Source organism: Corynebacterium sp. LaCa_70 (genome assembly GCF_058182015.1).
In genome coordinates this window covers 2,048,485-2,063,573 of the sequence record NZ_CP190914.1, presented here as the reverse complement: position 1 = coordinate 2,063,573, position 15,089 = coordinate 2,048,485, and the positions used below count along the sequence as shown (strand labels likewise).

The 15,089-nt window shown below is 55.7% G+C and carries 13 protein-coding genes; 11 read left to right on the top strand and 2 right to left on the bottom strand.

The features are described 5' to 3' along the window. Positions 1-7: 7 nt before the first annotated feature. The 5 genes from ACP8MI_RS09445 to ACP8MI_RS09425 all read left to right on the top strand — a co-directional run bounded on the left by ACP8MI_RS09445 (position 8) and on the right by ACP8MI_RS09425 (position 4,293). Positions 8-937: a Ppx/GppA family phosphatase gene (locus ACP8MI_RS09445; protein ID WP_082150594.1), complete on the top strand. Its 930-nt coding sequence runs from the start codon at positions 8-10 to the stop codon at positions 935-937. Positions 938-948: 11 nt separating this feature from the next. Next, the gene (locus tag ACP8MI_RS09440) at positions 949-2,277 is read left to right on the top strand and encodes an Rv0497 family membrane protein (RefSeq protein WP_284572256.1); all 1,329 of its coding nucleotides are present in this window, start codon (positions 949-951) and stop codon (positions 2,275-2,277) included. 154 nt (positions 2,278-2,431) lie between these two features. Beyond that, positions 2,432-3,238 carry a pyrroline-5-carboxylate reductase gene (proC, locus tag ACP8MI_RS09435; RefSeq protein WP_049150268.1) on the top strand — a complete coding sequence of 269 codons (807 nt, stop codon included), beginning with the start codon at positions 2,432-2,434 and terminating at the stop codon, positions 3,236-3,238. A 533-nt stretch (positions 3,239-3,771) separates the two neighbouring features. Next, on the top strand, positions 3,772-3,963 hold the full coding sequence (locus ACP8MI_RS09430) for a helix-turn-helix domain-containing protein (RefSeq protein ID WP_018121373.1): 192 nt from the start codon (positions 3,772-3,774) through the stop codon (positions 3,961-3,963). A 228-nt stretch (positions 3,964-4,191) separates the two neighbouring features. Further along, positions 4,192-4,293, top strand: a complete 102-nt coding sequence (locus ACP8MI_RS09425) for a 30S ribosomal protein bS22 (RefSeq protein ID WP_003855542.1) — start codon at positions 4,192-4,194, stop codon at positions 4,291-4,293. A gap of 300 nt (positions 4,294-4,593) precedes the next feature. Here ACP8MI_RS09425 and ACP8MI_RS09420 read toward each other — a convergent pair whose 3' ends face one another. Continuing rightward, positions 4,594-6,300, bottom strand: a complete 1,707-nt coding sequence (locus ACP8MI_RS09420; protein ID WP_249606067.1) for an HNH endonuclease signature motif containing protein — start codon at positions 6,298-6,300, stop codon at positions 4,594-4,596. Between the two features lie 181 nt (positions 6,301-6,481). Then, positions 6,482-7,435 (bottom strand): HAD-IB family hydrolase, encoded by a 954-nt coding sequence (locus tag ACP8MI_RS09415; RefSeq protein ID WP_018121371.1) that lies wholly within the window; start codon positions 7,433-7,435, stop codon positions 6,482-6,484. Positions 7,436-7,861: 426 nt separating this feature from the next. On the opposite strand from ACP8MI_RS09415, the gene ACP8MI_RS09410 reads away from it, so the two are divergent. The 6 genes from ACP8MI_RS09410 to ACP8MI_RS09385 all read left to right on the top strand — a co-directional run bounded on the left by ACP8MI_RS09410 (position 7,862) and on the right by ACP8MI_RS09385 (position 15,048). Then, positions 7,862-8,080 carry a glutaredoxin family protein gene (locus ACP8MI_RS09410; RefSeq protein WP_039734244.1) on the top strand — a complete coding sequence of 73 codons (219 nt, stop codon included), beginning with the start codon at positions 7,862-7,864 and terminating at the stop codon, positions 8,078-8,080. Positions 8,081-8,457: 377 nt separating this feature from the next. After that, entirely contained in the window at positions 8,458-10,023 is a 1,566-nt protein-coding gene (locus ACP8MI_RS09405; RefSeq protein WP_081604978.1) for a glutamyl-tRNA reductase, read from the top strand. A 58-nt stretch (positions 10,024-10,081) separates the two neighbouring features. Next, positions 10,082-10,975 (top strand): hydroxymethylbilane synthase, encoded by an 894-nt coding sequence (gene hemC, locus ACP8MI_RS09400; RefSeq protein WP_049150273.1) that lies wholly within the window; start codon positions 10,082-10,084, stop codon positions 10,973-10,975. Positions 10,976-11,191: 216 nt separating this feature from the next. Then, the gene (locus ACP8MI_RS09395; RefSeq protein WP_018121367.1) at positions 11,192-12,880 is read left to right on the top strand and encodes a uroporphyrinogen-III synthase; all 1,689 of its coding nucleotides are present in this window, start codon (positions 11,192-11,194) and stop codon (positions 12,878-12,880) included. Between the two features lie 103 nt (positions 12,881-12,983). Beyond that, on the top strand, positions 12,984-13,973 hold the full coding sequence (hemB, locus tag ACP8MI_RS09390) for a porphobilinogen synthase (RefSeq protein WP_049150275.1): 990 nt from the start codon (positions 12,984-12,986) through the stop codon (positions 13,971-13,973). A 190-nt stretch (positions 13,974-14,163) separates the two neighbouring features. Next, a complete protein-coding gene (locus ACP8MI_RS09385) occupies positions 14,164-15,048 on the top strand; it encodes a hypothetical protein (RefSeq protein ID WP_049150276.1) in 885 nt (294 codons plus the stop codon). Positions 15,049-15,089: the final 41 nt, after the last annotated feature.

Genomic DNA, 15,089 nt, shown 5'->3' with positions numbered 1-15,089 from the left:
TAGACGTGTGCGATTAGGTGTAATTGACGTGGGCAGCAACACTGTCCACCTAGTAGCAGTAGATGTCCGCAACGGTGGCCGGCCCACTCCCATGAGTGATTGGAAGACCTCCCTGAAGCTGGTGGAGCAGCTCGATGCTGACGGCAATATCCACGAACGTGGGCTGAAAAAGCTCATCTCGGCTGTTGGGGAAGCCAAAGAACTCGCCAACAAACTCGGCTGCGACGAGTTCATGCCCTTTGCGACGTCTGCGATCCGTTCCGCCACCAATTCCGCTTATGTACTGGACGAGGTAGAAAAACACACCGGCGTGCGTCTGGAGATTTTGTCTGGTGAGGACGAAGGCAGGCTGACGTTCCTGGCGGTACGCCGGTGGTATGGCTGGTCAGCCGGGCGGATCACTAACATCGATATCGGTGGAGGCTCGCTGGAACTGTGTACGGGCACTGATGAGCACCCAGATGTTGCCAGCTCGTTGGACTTGGGTGCTGGCCGGTTGACCTACAACTGGTTTGACACCGACCCGCCGGGCAAGAAAAAGATCAACACCCTGCGTGATTACATCGATGCTGAACTCAAGGAAGTCACCGCAGAGATTCGGGCCTACGGTGATCCCGGGATTGCAGTGGGAACCTCGAAGACAATCCGGTCATTGGCTCGTCTGACAGGTGCCGCGCCTTCGTCGGCAGGACCATATGTACGGCGGAGCCTGACCGCACCGGGTCTGCGCCAGTTGATCGCGTTTATCTCCCGAATGACTGCTTCTGACCGTGCCGAACTCGAGGGCGTGAGCAGTGACCGTTCGCATCAAATTGTTGCCGGTGCTTTGGTTGCAGAGGCTAGTATGCGAGCATTAGGAATCGACGAACTCGAGATCTGCCCTTGGGCACTGCGCGAAGGCGTAATTCTGCGTCGCATTGATAAAGGACTGGAATAGGGAGAAACAGCATGTCTGACGACAAACAATTGACAGTCGCGGAATTGTTGGCTCGCGCCGGGAAAGAAGATAGCGATGCCGACGGCACAAGCGGTGGCCGGGCACGTTCTGGCAAAGAGGGCTCGGAAAAGCCACGTCGACGTCGTCGCCGCAGCATGGAAGACGGCGGTGGTGTCTCTGTTGCGGAGCTGACCGGGTCGTTCCCGAAGGTGAAAGCTAAGCCCAAGGAATCGAAGCATGGTTCGCCTATCGACGAGCCGGACGGGCAGGGTTCGCAGGGTTCGCGGGCCTCGCAGGGGTCGCGAGGCTCGCGGCAGGTTGAGAACGCGGAGAAGGTTGGAAACGCGACGAAGGCTGCGAAAGAAACTGCGTCGAAGGCTGAATCGAAGACTGTGTCGCCAGCTGAGTCGAAGGCTGAACCAAAAGCCCCGCAAAAAGCGGCGCCGAATGTTCAGCACAAAGCCGCGGCGAATGCTCCACAGAGCCCCTCGGGGCAAACCGTCGTTCGGAAGAAATCGAAGACCGTCACCGTTGGTCGGAAGGCAGACGATCAGGCTTCGGGCAACAAGGCCTCCAGCTCGGCCAACAAAGCCGCCGAACCAGCACAAACAAATGCCGGGCAACCGACCGCAAAGCCCGGCACGCCTGCGCCTGAATCGACATCGGTACAGGGCAAACCAGCAAACAAGGCGACCCAGCAAGAACCAAGCGTCGACAAGAGTGCTGCAACTAAATCTGCAACTAAGCGGGGTGCACAGACCAGTCCCGCTGCAGACGAGACCGCTGAGATTTCTCGTGTCACCGATAAGAGCGACTCGAACCAAGCGGCAAGCAGTAAACAGCAGGATGCCGAGTCGACCGGCGAGATTCCGAAAGTCACCGATTCACCATCGAATACGGCAAAACAGGGTGGAACGGCGTCGGCAAGCACACGTGAGCGTCGGCAAGCAGACGACGATACCTCGGAAATCCAGAGCGTTCCTGATAGCGCCGCACAAGATGCAGTAGCCAGGCGCCATGAGCACGCCCCAGTTTATGCAGGCGGTGCTGATCTCGACGACCAGGATGAATCCGTCTCCGAGGGCGAAGGTATGAACCCCGTTGCGGTGATTTTGCTGGCATTGGCAGGGATTGTCCTCGGTGTGGTCGTTTTCAAAGGCTTCGAGATGCTCTGGGATGCGCTCAACAATTACCTGGTTGCGGCGTTGGCGGTGGGGGTTACCGGTGTTATGGCGGGTATCGTTCATGCGCTTCGGACAGAACGAGATGGCTTGTCGATGACCCTGGCTGTCATCGTTGGCTTGTTGCTCACTTTTGGCCCGGCGGTGTTGGTGCTCTAGCGCTTTCGTTGGTTCCGGCAGGGGAGCTCGTGGAGAAGACGACCTCGAATAATCCGACCGACGCGTTCGTGACGATGACCTTGAATAATAGTGAAATCCCTAGTCTGCCCCAGTGCGGTGGCTAGGGGTTTTGCTTTCTGGCATCGTAGATTGCATGACTAACATTGCAGTTTTAGGCGGAGGTCAGATCGGCGAAGCGCTAGTTTCCGGTCTTATTGCCTCTGATTACGACCCAAAGTCCATTACCGTCACTAACCGTAGCGCGGATAAGTCCAAGTATTTCCAAGATAATTACGGTGTGAACACCACTTCGGACAATGACGCTGCTATCAAAGATGCAGATTATGCGTTCTTGTGCGTCAAGCCCTACCACATCATCGACCTTTTGGAAGATGTCTCTGAGACGTTGCAAGCCCGGGGGGATAAGACCGTAGCAGTTTCCATGGCCGCGGGACTGACCCTCGAGGCAATGGAGAAGGCTGCGGGCAACGGCGTGCCAGTGGTGCGAGTTATGCCAAATACCCCGATGCTGGTGGGTAAAGGCACCAACGCTGCAGCACCGGGAACAAGTGTTTCCGACGAGCAGATGTCGGGTGTTTCGGAATTGCTCGAGGCAGTGGGTGAGGTTGTCATCGTCGAAGAATCCAATATGGATGCGGTGACGGCGATGTCGGGATCGTCACCAGCGTATTATTTCTTGGTTACTGAGGCACTCATCGATGCTGGTGTGCAGCTGGGATTGAAGCGTGACGTTGCCGAGAAATTGGCTACCAATGCGGCGCACGGTGCAGGCAAGATGCTGACTGATTCAGGACGCGATCCAGCGACGCTTCGCCAGAACGTTTCATCCCCAGGTGGCACCACCGTGCATGCTCTCCGCGAACTAGAAGAATCCGGCTTGCGGGGGATGTTCTTCCGCGCTGCAGAAGCATGTGCAAACCGGTCGAAGGAACTTGGCTAATTTGGCTGAAAGTTTCACCCAATAAGGCCGCAGCCAATTAATCAGCGGTTGGTTGGCTGCTGGGTTGTTCGTTGCGGACACAACGCCGTCGTACTTACCGTGCACCATAGATAACGTCGTGGTGGCGGTGTAGTACGACGGCTTTCTAATTTCTGGAACGTAGGGCCGGGGGAGAGGGGCTGGGGAGAGAGGTAATAGGCAAAGGGTGAGGGCTAGGCCTGAACGCAGCGGCCGCGAACGGTGCTGGGAACACGCGCGGCGTTAGGATCTGAGCGAGATTCTCCCTTTCGTGCATCCTCGTAATCTGATGGAATCCGCAAGGACCGGCTTTCTGGTTTCAGCTGATAGTCGCAACCACTGAATCTCAGGTTTCAGCTGATATTTGGGGGAGGTTAAGCGAAAGGTGGGAATAATGTGTAGGGGTGAGTCGCAATAGTCACAAGTGACACGCTAGACTGGTTTGAGCACGTGCGTGTGAAGTCCTGCGGGAGGGGAAGCCTGCAGCGCACTACGAGCTGAAGGGTGAGATATATATGGCACATGAAGACAAGGGAACGTTTCTGACCATTGCCGAGGTCGCGGAGATGATGCGCGTCTCAAAGATGACTGTCTACCGCCTCGTGCACGCTGGTGATTTGCCGGCTGTTCGCGTGGGACGTTCTTTCCGCGTTCACGAAGAAGCCGTGAACGAATACCTGAACTCTTCTATCTACGAGGTTGGGTAAGTTTTACACGGCCTTAGCGCGGTAGCGATTGGCGCTTTTCGCAACTGAAAGATTGGCTTTCGCGTGGTCATTTCTGATGATCAAGCGGCTAGTATTCATTGGTTCGGAAAGTGCGTCGGATCTGTACGTCTGTACAGATTTGGGTAAGCTTCTTGACAATCGCTAAAGTGTTGAGCATTAGTGTCGGCAGTTTGTACACATATCAACTAAGAATTGAGGGTACTGACCATGGGTTCAGTCATTAAGAAGCGCCGTAAGCGCATGTCCAAGAAGAAGCACCGCAAGATGCTGCGTCGTACTCGCGTCCAGCGTCGTAAATTGGGTAAGTAAACTAGCCCGAATTATTCAGTTGGAGTCAGGTCGAAAAGCCCTGGCTACCAGCACGCACCCTGTGGAGCCGATGAGGATCCTGCATCTTTGTGAGATGGATGGATCCTAGTTGCCGGTTTGCCACAGGGATTTTGTGTACTCGTAAGTCTTCCTGGAGTCTAAGAACTGAGGGAAACCTCGGGGTAATAGAGGGGTAATAGACAAAACCTCGAGACAAGGACCCTCGAGACAAGGCACCTCTCGACCAAGCCTAGGCCTGACTACGAATTCCTCCGAATGCTTAGGTCTGTATCCGAATGCTTAGGCTGCTCTGTGAGAATGTGCGCTTTCCACAGGCCCATTGTCTTGTGCAATTAGACGTCGCGCCGGGGCTTTACCTGCGGCAATAGTGCGGTTGATTTCAATGCTGCCCGTTTCGGGGTTGTACTTGCCGACGACATGTGTGTCCTCTTGCCGCACCATGTGGCCCATATTTTTCTTGCCATCACGCTGGTCGTTGTTTGCTCGGTGATGATAAGAGCACAGAAGGGTCAGGTTTTCGAAGTCTGTTTTCCCACCCTGGGCATAGGCAGCGATATGGTGACCTTCACAATTCGCCGCGGGTTCTGAGCAATCTGGATGGCTACACACCAGTTGCATCGCAGTCAGAAAAGCTCGTTGGACCTGCGACATGTTTCGTACCGTCCCCGCATCGAGGAGCTGTGCCCGCCGGTTGTCGGTGATTCCGAGGTGACACTCAGAAATCCCCAGTTGCATTATTTCAGCGGGGGTCAGCGTAGCTCCTGTATCCGTCTGGAATTGCGTTTTCGGTCCCATATTTAGGTAATCGTTGATAGTGCCGACGAGTACCAATTGTGCAGAAACGCTTCCCGACGGCTGCGGCCGTGACGTGGTTACAGCCGCCCCGGTGGATACATCTGGTTGTGTATGTGGTTCTGAACTCGATGCACGAACCGGAATCCGGGAAGATGCGGTAGCGTGTGCTTCTGCAAGATTCGGAGTTGGACCAAAGATCGCGTCCATGAAGTAATCATGGATGAACTGCGACTGAGTCCGCGTTTCGGTGATCGTGGCATCTGCCTGTCGTGCTTTCCAGACACGGGTTGCTTTTGCACGAATTGCATCAAAGCGGGCCGAATATGCCGAATCGGTGGTAATCCCGAAGTTCATCATCCCGTTGGGCAGCTCACGGGGTTGCGAGATATAGCGTTTGGAGCGTGCCGACGCACGCGAAGCGCGTTTCTTGGCTGGGCTAGAGTGCGCATCTGGGTGATTGTTAGCATTTCGGATTCGTTCCCTGCACCACTGCGATAGGTCGGCGCAGTCGCGCCCGTTGAGAGCCTCCTGCATAGACTCCAGACGTACGCGATGTTTGCCAGGAACAGCCGTGTCATTCAGATGGCGCAGCTCCCGATCGATGGCATCGACTTTATCCGTCGAAATTTTGCGCGTAAGCCGACGGGCCTCGGACTGCGCGTGTTGTTCCTGACACAACTTATTTTTTGCCCGGCGCATGCGTTTCGAGCGTTGATTGCTCGTTTCTTCGTCGGCGACGTCGTCGTCCGGATCGTATTCTGCGATGTGGATATGCCCATAGGCGGTCTTTGCGCGGGTTCTCATGGTATTGGCGTGAGATGTGGAATATCCCAGCTGCTTGGTATAAAAACCGCGCGAGGTGGTCGTTCCAACCAGCCTGCCCACTTCGCTGCGTTCAGCACACCAGGCAAGCGAGATTTCGCTGGACCGACGCGCGGAGACAGCTTCTGCGAGGTATTCGAGTGCCCGGGCAATAGTGGATCGATGGTCCAAATGCTTGCTTCTGGACTGGGCTAGTTCGTCGGCAAGATCCGCCAGCTCTGAGTCTAACTTTGCGAGGATAGATGCAATATCGGCAATGCGTCGCCAAGCATCCTCTCGTTGTTGATTACGCAGATGTGCGGGGCGGTTGTGTGAGTTTTGTTTTTTCGGCTTTGTTGATGGTCCAAGTAATTTTTGAAGTGGTGACATGGGCATCACGCTAATGGGGTTAAAGCGGTGCCCACAGACAGAAGTGGTGAGAATCGGAAAAAGCTGTGGATAAAAGGAGTTATCCACAGCTTGGGGCAAAGCAGGGTTGCGCTAGCAGGGTTGCGCTAGCACGAATTGTTTGACAGGAGACAGGAGTTGGCCAGGAGGAATTGGTGTGGCGCTACTTCTTCGATGGGCCCCAGATTTTCCAACCGCCGTACGCACCATAAGAAAACAGTGCGGTGACCAAGGCAGGCAGGCCGAACGAGCGGACGGCTTTGCGTAGTGAGCGGTAGTCGTTGACTTGCCACCCACGGGATTCGGCTTCCTTGCGCAGATCGCGATCTGGATTAATAGCGACGGCTGTGCCCACCATCGTCAGCATGGGGATGTCATTAATCGAATCAGAATAGGCTGTGCAGCGCTCCAGGTCGAGTTTTTCCATCGCTGCCAAAGCCGCAACGGCATGTTTTTTACCCGGGCCGTGCAAAATATCGCCTACCAAGCGGCCGGTGAATTTGCCATCCTTCACCTCTGGAACAGTGCCCAGTGCACCCGTGAAACCGAAGCGTTGGGCCAGAATCTGCGCCAGCTGCACCGGGGTTGCTGTTACAAGCCATACCTGCTGACCAGCGGCGAGGTGCTTGTTCGCTAGCTCGCGAGTAGCCGGATAAGCCTTATCTGCTACTCGCGAATCGACGATTTCCTGGCAAATGTCATTGAGTTCTTCAACCGTGCGGCCTTTGATGAATTCCAGCGCCAATTCACGCCCGTCAGCAACATCCGAGATGTTTTCTGAGCCTGTAACGCGGTATTTAATTTGCTTCCAGGCGATGGGCGCGATGTCTCGCAGACGGAAAAAACGTTTCCGCGCCAACCCCATGGCTAAAACCACCAAAGAAGAGCCCTGGATCAGCGTGTTGTCAACATCAAAAAATGCTGCTGCGCCGGTGTCCTGTGGGATATCCGGATCCGGTTGTGTGAGCTTGAAGCTTCCTGCGGCTTCCACCGAACCCGAAACTGAAGCTACGCCCGAGTCGAAGTCGGGGAGTTCGATGCCGAAGGCTTCATTGATTGCATTAGCGGCGGCTGCTTCGCCAGCTTCTTGCTGATGTGCCTCGTCCAACGGCGGCATTACCGTGTTTTCCAAAAAACGTCGAAGGTTTCCGCGACTAGCAGACCATTCTGCGAGGAAATCTTCTGCCGAGTTCAGCCCGCCACCGTCAGGATCAGACAAGAAATTCACGGTTTAAAGACTACCCGTTTATGCAAACCGCCCTACAAGAACTGCCCTACAATACGAGAAAGCCGCCAAACGAGGCCACCATGCGAGGCCAGCATACGAGAAAATCATTGACCGAGGAAGGTGGGTTGAAACATGGAATATCCCGTACGACGTGCAGTGCCCGCAGATGCTAGTACGGATGTGGGGACAACGAATGCAGGGCCAAGGAATGCTGGGACCACTGAGCCTGTGCCAGATTCTTCGTCAAGTGTCGCCGAAGAAAGAACTTTCCGCCAGGTGCGTGATGAAGCCAATTCAGCGCATGCGGTAGAGCTTATGGTCCGCACGAATTGTGGGTCGTGTGTTCGCGTCCGTGATCAGATAGCACCAATTGTTGCTGCCGCTGGAGCGAGTTTCGTGGTCCGCAACGTTGATGATGATGCTGAGTTGGCTATGGAATTCGGCGATCGTGTTCCAGTCGTAGTTCTCGACGACGAGGAATTTTCGTGTTGGGAAGTTGATAATGAGGAATTACAGCAGGCCTTAGCTGAATAACCCTAAGGTCAGGGTTGGCCCAAAGGCTGCGGCTGACCAAAGAGGCTGATGGCTGTGGTTGATCACAGAGGCTGATCCAGAGACTGCGGACAGAGGCATAAAACGTCGATAAGCATCTGACGCAATTTTTAAGCTGCGATAGAAGTAGCGGACAAAAAGGATGGGGCCGGTAAAGCCGCAGTGACACACGATTCTGCTTTCGGTGGCCCCCGGGACTATCCTTTTGGTTGATACGATGGCAAGAATTGGTCGTGAAGTTCTTGAGTGCTTGAGTGCTTGAATGGAAGCCTAATGCTGAAACCTTCAGTCCAGCGTTACGCTAAGCCAAGGGTGCACGGAACTGTAATAGCTGAGTTAACGAGATAGCGGAGGAAAATGTGAGCGTGCTCGTCGTGGGAATGTCCCATCGTTCGGCTCCGGTCGCTTTATTGGAGCGACTGAGCGTGGATGGCATGCAACGCGAGGAGACAGCTGCCGCGCTTGTAGCCACCCCGTCGTTGACTGAGGCGATGATTATTTCGACCTGTAACCGCCTTGAGGTCTATTGCGTCACCAATTCATTCCACTCGGGCGTACAGGATGTGGTGGAGGTGCTGCATCGAGTTTCGGGGATCGATATCGATGAACTCCGCAGCTATCTCTATGTGCGGTATGCGGATGCTGCCGCTGAGCACATGATGGTTGTTGCCTCGGGTCTGGATTCGATGGTGGTTGGTGAGCAACAGATCATCGGCCAAGTGCGCCAGGCCTACCAGCGAGCAGTCGCCGCAAACACTGCCGGGAAAACTCTTCATGCCCTTGCCCAATCTGCGTTACGTGCAGGTAAAAGGGTGCACACTGAAACTGATATCGACGAAGCCGGTGCGTCCATGGTGACGGTGGCATTAAACGAAGCCCTGCAGTACATGGACCTTTCTCTGGAAAAGTCTGTAGGTACAGCTCACCAGTCCACTGCCAACCAATCCACTGACACTATGGCTGACAACACGGCTGACACTGTGGCCTCCCGGACGACATCGAACGTGAATCGTGCCGACGAGCCCCTGTTGATCGGCCGTACCGCTTTGGTATTAGGAGCCGGGGCCATGGCTTCGCTCGCTGCAACGCATTTGGGCCGACTGGGCGTCGACAAGATTATCGTTGCCAACCGGACGCGCGAGCGTGCCGACAACCTTGTAGACCACGCGCATCAGGCCGGAGTACGAGCAGAAGCCGTGGATTTTACAGACCGCTATAGGGCATACGGGGAGGTAGACATCATTGTCTCGGCAACCGGTGCCGATAACTACACTGTCGAGCGGGCATCTTTCCCTGAGGTACGACGCGACCACGTCGTTTTGATTGATCTGTCGTTGCCGCGGGATATCGCTGACGATACGGCAGATCTTCCAGGGGTAGACCTGGTAAATATTGAGCGGTTGCACCAGTCGTTGACGTCGCAAAGCGAAGAAGACACCACAATCGGACACCAGGACGCCAAGCGGATCGTGCGTGAGGAGCTCCAGTCCTTTGCCTCAGAACAGCGCGTGCGTGAGGTGGTGCCGGCAGTTTCGGCTCTGCGTAAACACGCCGCGGGGGTGGTGGAATGCGAAATGGCGCGGCTGCGGCAACGTCGCCCAAACATGTCAGATGATGACTTCGCGCAAGTGCAGGTCGCGATTAGGCGGGCCGTCGACAAGTTGTTGCACGAGCCTACAGTGCGAGCGAAAAAGTTGGCTGCGGAATCCGGCGCTGTCAGCCACGAAACCGCGCTACAAGAGATGTTTGGTTTGGAAATCGACGGTAGCCCGGTTTCGGTAGATGCAAATGAGTTGCCGTCGGTACAAGAAGTCATTGCGATGGGCAGCAATAACAGCAATAGCAGTAATTCAGGAGCTGAGACGTCGGCTGCAAACAAATTTTCCACGTCTACCGGTTTTCACCAGCCGCCTCATCAGAGCTAGCGGGCTAGACCTAGCAAACTATCACTAGAGAGTTCTTGACACATCTAAGGAGTAGAACATGTTGCAGATCGGTACTCGTGGCTCGAAACTGGCCACCACACAGGCTGGGCATGTCCGAGACTGGATTATTGCGGCCGGTGCGCAGGCGGAGCTGAAGATCGTCAAGACTGAAGGCGATGTGAATATGGCGCCAGTCGAGCGGATTGGGGTTGGCGTCTTCACCCAAAAGCTGCGCGAGGCGTTGGCTGCCGGACAGTGTGACGTGGCAGTACATTCGTTTAAGGACTTGCCGACGGCTGCCGACGAACGATTCCACCTGGTGATCCCGAAACGCGCAGACAACCGAGAAGCACTCATTGCGCGTGATGGTATGAACCTAGATCAATTGCCAGAAGGTGCGCGTGTTGGTACCTCGGCACCTCGGAGGATCTCGCAGCTGTTGGCATTGCGTCCGGATCTGGATATTCGGCCGTTGCGTGGCAATATCGAAACCCGCATGGGCAAGATCGATGATGGCGAACTCGATGCAGTGGTTTTGGCCTATGCAGGACTAATTCGCAACGGTTACCAGGACAAAGCAACGCAGGTTTTTGCCGCGGATGAAGTCATGCCGGCTCCGGCGCAGGGTGCCCTGGCTGTGGAAGTGCGCGCAGATGATGCAGAGGTAGTTGCGGTCGTCGACAAGCTCACCAGCGCGGTTGACCGGGATTGCGCATTGGCAGAGCGGGTGGTTCTTAACCGGTTGGAAGCCGGCTGTACCGCGCCGGTGGCTGCCTATTCCACGTTTGCCGCAGAAACCGGGATTATTACGGCACACGGTGGGGTGTTTGCATTGGATGGGAGCAAGCGGTTGCTTGCCACTGCCAGTGGCACCGATCCGATTGCAATCGGTGAAGAAATTTCCCAGACGTTGCTTGCCGACGGAGCTGCGGAGCTGTTGGGCGAATCCTAAACAGCATCTACTCGTGGCCTGGACCTAACTGGCGAGTGAACCCTGACTAATCCGTTTGTTTTTTAGTTTTACAGCGTCTACTTTAAGCTGGTACTACCACACGATATTGTGCTGTCATCGGTTTGGGTCCGGTTAAGGGCAAAAACCACAGGTGATGGCGCCTCGTCGTGATTTATTTTTGTTTTCTGTCCGTGACCGCGCGTAGAAAAGGTCTATATGAGTAACGCCCCCTCCGTCGCACACCAAGGCAAAGTGGTGTTCGTCGGCGCCGGACCCGGCAACCCGGACCTTCTGACAGTTCGCGCTAGGGAAGTGCTCGCGTACAACGCCATTGCGGTCGCCGACTCGCAAGTGCTTGCCGGAGTACGTGAAGTTGTTGGCTCGGCACTGCCCGTGCCGCAGGAGAAACTGGATGCCGCAGAGCAAGAATATGCTCGCCTGTGTGCTGAAGCGAAAGCCCAGGGTGCACGCAGGAAACCGCCGCGCCCAGCGGCTCCCACGGCTGCAGATATTCGGGAATTTGCCGGCTCTGAACAAGTTGTAGAGCAGTTGCGCTCTGCATTAACAGACGCCGAGGGCAGCGACGTCATCCGCTTGGTCGCCGGAAATCCATTGAACCGAGAAACGATTCTGGCAGAAATTTCTGCCGTTAGCGCTGCGGGCATGGAATTCCAAGTCGTGCCCGGTATGTCATTGCCATCCACCGTGCCGTCGTTCGCGGGGTTGGCATTGGGCTCAACCTACACCGAAGCCGACATGACTGACGGCGACGTCGACTGGGATCAACTATCTGTGGCAACCCAGCCCATCGTGCTGCAAACATTTGCCTCGGAACTCCCGACGATCGCCGAGGAACTCACAGCTCGTGGGATGAGCGTCGATACCCCCGCGTTCGTGACGGTTAACGGAACCACCCGGTTGCAGCGCACTTACGAGGCCACCCTGGAAACGTTGGGCAAGCTGAACGCTGAACTCGACGGGACCTTGGTGGTGACGTTGGGGCGCAGTTTCGATGATCGGTCCAAGTATTCGTGGTGGGAAAATCGTCCGCTGTATGGGTGGCGGGTACTTGTGCCACGCACGAAGGAACAAGCAGGCCCCATGTCAGCACAGCTGGCGTCCTATGGTGCCATTCCACAATTAGTGCCGACGATTTCTGTGGAGCCGCCGCGCAACCCAGCCCAGATGGATCGCGCGATCAAAGGCATCGTGGAGGGCCGTTATAAGTGGGTCGTGTTCACCAGTGTGAATGCGGTCAAGGTTGTGTGGGACAAAATTGCTGACTTGGGTTTGGATGCCCGCGATTTTGCAGGTGTGCACCTGGCTGCTGTGGGAGGAAAAACCGCAGAAGCGATCCGCGAGAAGGGCATGGTGCCCGAGGCCCTGCCGAAAGCCGATGCGCAAAATGCCCATGGTCTGGTGGAATCGTTCCCACCGTATGTGGAAGATATCGACGCCGTGGGCCGTGTGCTCCTACCACGTGCAGACATTGCTGGCGACGCCTTGGTGGAAGGCCTGGAGGCGCTGGGCTGGGAAGTCGATGACGTGGTGGCCTACCGGACTGTGCGCGCAGCCCCGCCGTCGGCGGAAACCCGCGACATGATCAAAACTGGTGGTTTCGATGCGGTGGCGTTCACGTCCGGATCGACCGTCCGCAACCTTGTAGGAATCGCTGGTAAACCACATCAGCGTACGATCATTGCGTGTATTGGGCCGATGGCGAAAGCGGCAGCGGAAGAGGTTGGGCTGCGTGTCGACGTCGTCCCTGAAGTTGCCGATGTTCCACATCTTATCGACGCTTTGGCGGACCACGTTGCGCACTTGCGCGCGACCGGTAACTTGCCGGCTCCGAGGAAAAAGCGTCGTACGCGTCGGAAGGCCGCTTCGTCGACAAGCCCGAGCTAAGACGCGGTACTACCTTTGCACTAGGGCCTGCCCTGTCCCCATGCCGATCGTGCCCTAGCGCTAATCCAGCATCCCAATATGGAAATTAAGGAAGGTCCCCGAAGTGGATTACCCTCTACCCCGACGGCCTCGTCGCCTACGCACCACCCCAGCACTGCGTGAGCTTACTGCGGAAACGCATCTGCGCCCTGCTGATTTCATTCTCCCGATGTTTATTGCCGATGGGTTGGAGGAACCGAACGCGATCTCGGCGATGCCTGGTGTCTACCAGCACACTTTTGATTCCCTGACCCGCGCGGCAGAACAAACCCTAGAGCAGGGTGTGCGCTGCGTTGACTTGTTTGGCGTGCCACTCGCTGCAGACAAAGACGAGAATGGTTCCCAGGCCTGGGCAGAAAACGGCATCCTCAACCGAGCTATTGCGCACCTGCGGAAAGAGTTCGGCGACGACCTATTAATCATGGCCGATACCTGCCTGGATGAATTCACCAGCCATGGCCATTGTGGTCTTCTCGACGCCGACGGAGGGGTGCTCAACGACGCGACGGTGGACTGCTATGTCGATATGGCGGTAAGCCAGGCATCTGCTGGTGCGCACCTGGTGTCGCCATCCGGAATGATGGATGGGCAGGTTGCGGCTATCCGCTCAGGTCTGGACGCTGCAGGCTTTAAAGACGTTGCGATTATGGCTTACTCTGCGAAATATGCCTCGGCGTATTTCGGACCGTTCCGTGAGGCGGTTGGTTCGTCCTTGCAGGGCGATCGTCGTACTTATCAGCAGGATCCTGCTAACCGCCGGGAGTCCTTGCTGGAGGCGCAGCTGGATATCGATGAAGGCGCGGACTTTGTCATGGTCAAACCTGCTTTGGCGTATCTGGATATTATCAGCGAGATTGCAGAGTTTTCGCCGGTTCCGGTCTCCGCCTACCAGGTTTCTGGTGAGTACTCGATGATCCAGGCCGCTGGCCTTAATGGCTGGGTTGATCGCGACGCTGCCATGATGGAATCGTTGTTGAGCATTAAGCGTGCAGGGGCTAATCAAATCCTGACGTATTTCGCCACCGATGCCGCGCGGATGTTGAACCAGCAGTAATCAGTAGTAACTGGCAGTAGCCAGCAGTAACTGGTAGTAGCCGGTAGCTGTCAGCAGTAGCTTGCCACCTGGTGGGTGAGCGCTGCCTGCGGTCGTGCACAAAAATCATGCAGTGTATAAGGTGCACCCTATGGTGAATATGCAGTCCCAATCTCCCGTGACCGGCCCAACGGCAAAGGATGCAGTGAGCATGCATAATGCTGCAAGCACAAAGTATGTAGCAAGTACGAATAATGCTGCGAACACAAAGAATGCAGCAAGTACCAACAATGCTGCAGACCCAAACCTTGACGCATCGGGAGCAGCGAGGCCGAAAGGGTACGGGCGCCAGGGGCAGGGGGCGAAAGAACACGACCCGAAGCGGGGGCTGAAGAAATCTGATCGCCCGGACCAGCCGGATTCCGTTCGGCTGTATGTCCGGCTGTGGGCTGGCATTTTGCTCGTGGAGCTTATCCATCAAATCCTGAACATCGCTTTGGCGTTGTGGGACCCATCTGAGCTGCAGGCGCAGGCTGCCAGCAGCATTGAAGAAAGCGGCCAAACCATCAGCGAGAATCTGCTGAACTTTGGTGTCTACGGCTCGATTGTCTTGATGGGGCTTATCTCTGTGCTGCTATTGGGGTTGCTGGCAGCGATGCTGTATTTGGTGAATACACAGCATAAACGGGCCGGATTGGCGCGGCGGATGCTGTTTTTCTTTGGCCTATATTTTACGTTCCGGCTGGTTTTGATTTTCGGATCCTCGGGTAATCCTTTGTCGGACATTCCGGAAGCGTTCTACATCGTTGACGGTAACTTGCAAGTGCTGGTTGGCGTCGCTGCTGTTCTCACACTCATCTTTGGCGGGCGTAATGAGACGCTTGATTACACAGGTGAATTAGAACGCATGCGGCAGATGGAACAAGAACTTCGTGCCGAACAGGAACGTCGCATGCAGAAGAAAAAAGAAAAGCAAGCGAAAAAGCAGTCGGAGAAGAAACTGAAAGGCGCCAATAAGGCGCCGGAGGCTAAGAAACCTGAGAAACCGGGGAGCACACACGACGCCCGGTCTAGTGAAATATCTCTGAGCCGCTGAACACCAGCATGTCTTTGAACGCCAGCACGCCTGAATCCCAT

Excerpts from the sequence above, each read along its gene's own strand:
- ACP8MI_RS09440 (WP_284572256.1), top strand. The coding sequence starts at position 949 with ATGTCTGACGACAAACAATTGACAGTCGCGGAATTGTTGGCTCGCGCC.
- proC (WP_049150268.1), top strand. The coding sequence starts at position 2,432 with ATGACTAACATTGCAGTTTTAGGCGGAGGTCAGATCGGCGAAGCGCTA.
- ACP8MI_RS09430 (WP_018121373.1), top strand. The coding sequence starts at position 3,772 with ATGGCACATGAAGACAAGGGAACGTTTCTGACCATTGCCGAGGTCGCG.
- ACP8MI_RS09425 (WP_003855542.1), top strand. The coding sequence starts at position 4,192 with ATGGGTTCAGTCATTAAGAAGCGCCGTAAGCGCATGTCCAAGAAGAAG.
- ACP8MI_RS09420 (WP_249606067.1), bottom strand. The coding sequence starts at position 6,300 with ATGTCACCACTTCAAAAATTACTTGGACCATCAACAAAGCCGAAAAAA.
- ACP8MI_RS09415 (WP_018121371.1), bottom strand. The coding sequence starts at position 7,435 with ATGCCGCCGTTGGACGAGGCACATCAGCAAGAAGCTGGCGAAGCAGCC.
- ACP8MI_RS09410 (WP_039734244.1), top strand. The coding sequence starts at position 7,862 with ATGGTCCGCACGAATTGTGGGTCGTGTGTTCGCGTCCGTGATCAGATA.
- hemC (WP_049150273.1), top strand. The coding sequence starts at position 10,082 with ATGTTGCAGATCGGTACTCGTGGCTCGAAACTGGCCACCACACAGGCT.
- ACP8MI_RS09395 (WP_018121367.1), top strand. The coding sequence starts at position 11,192 with ATGAGTAACGCCCCCTCCGTCGCACACCAAGGCAAAGTGGTGTTCGTC.
- ACP8MI_RS09385 (WP_049150276.1), top strand. The coding sequence starts at position 14,164 with ATGCATAATGCTGCAAGCACAAAGTATGTAGCAAGTACGAATAATGCT.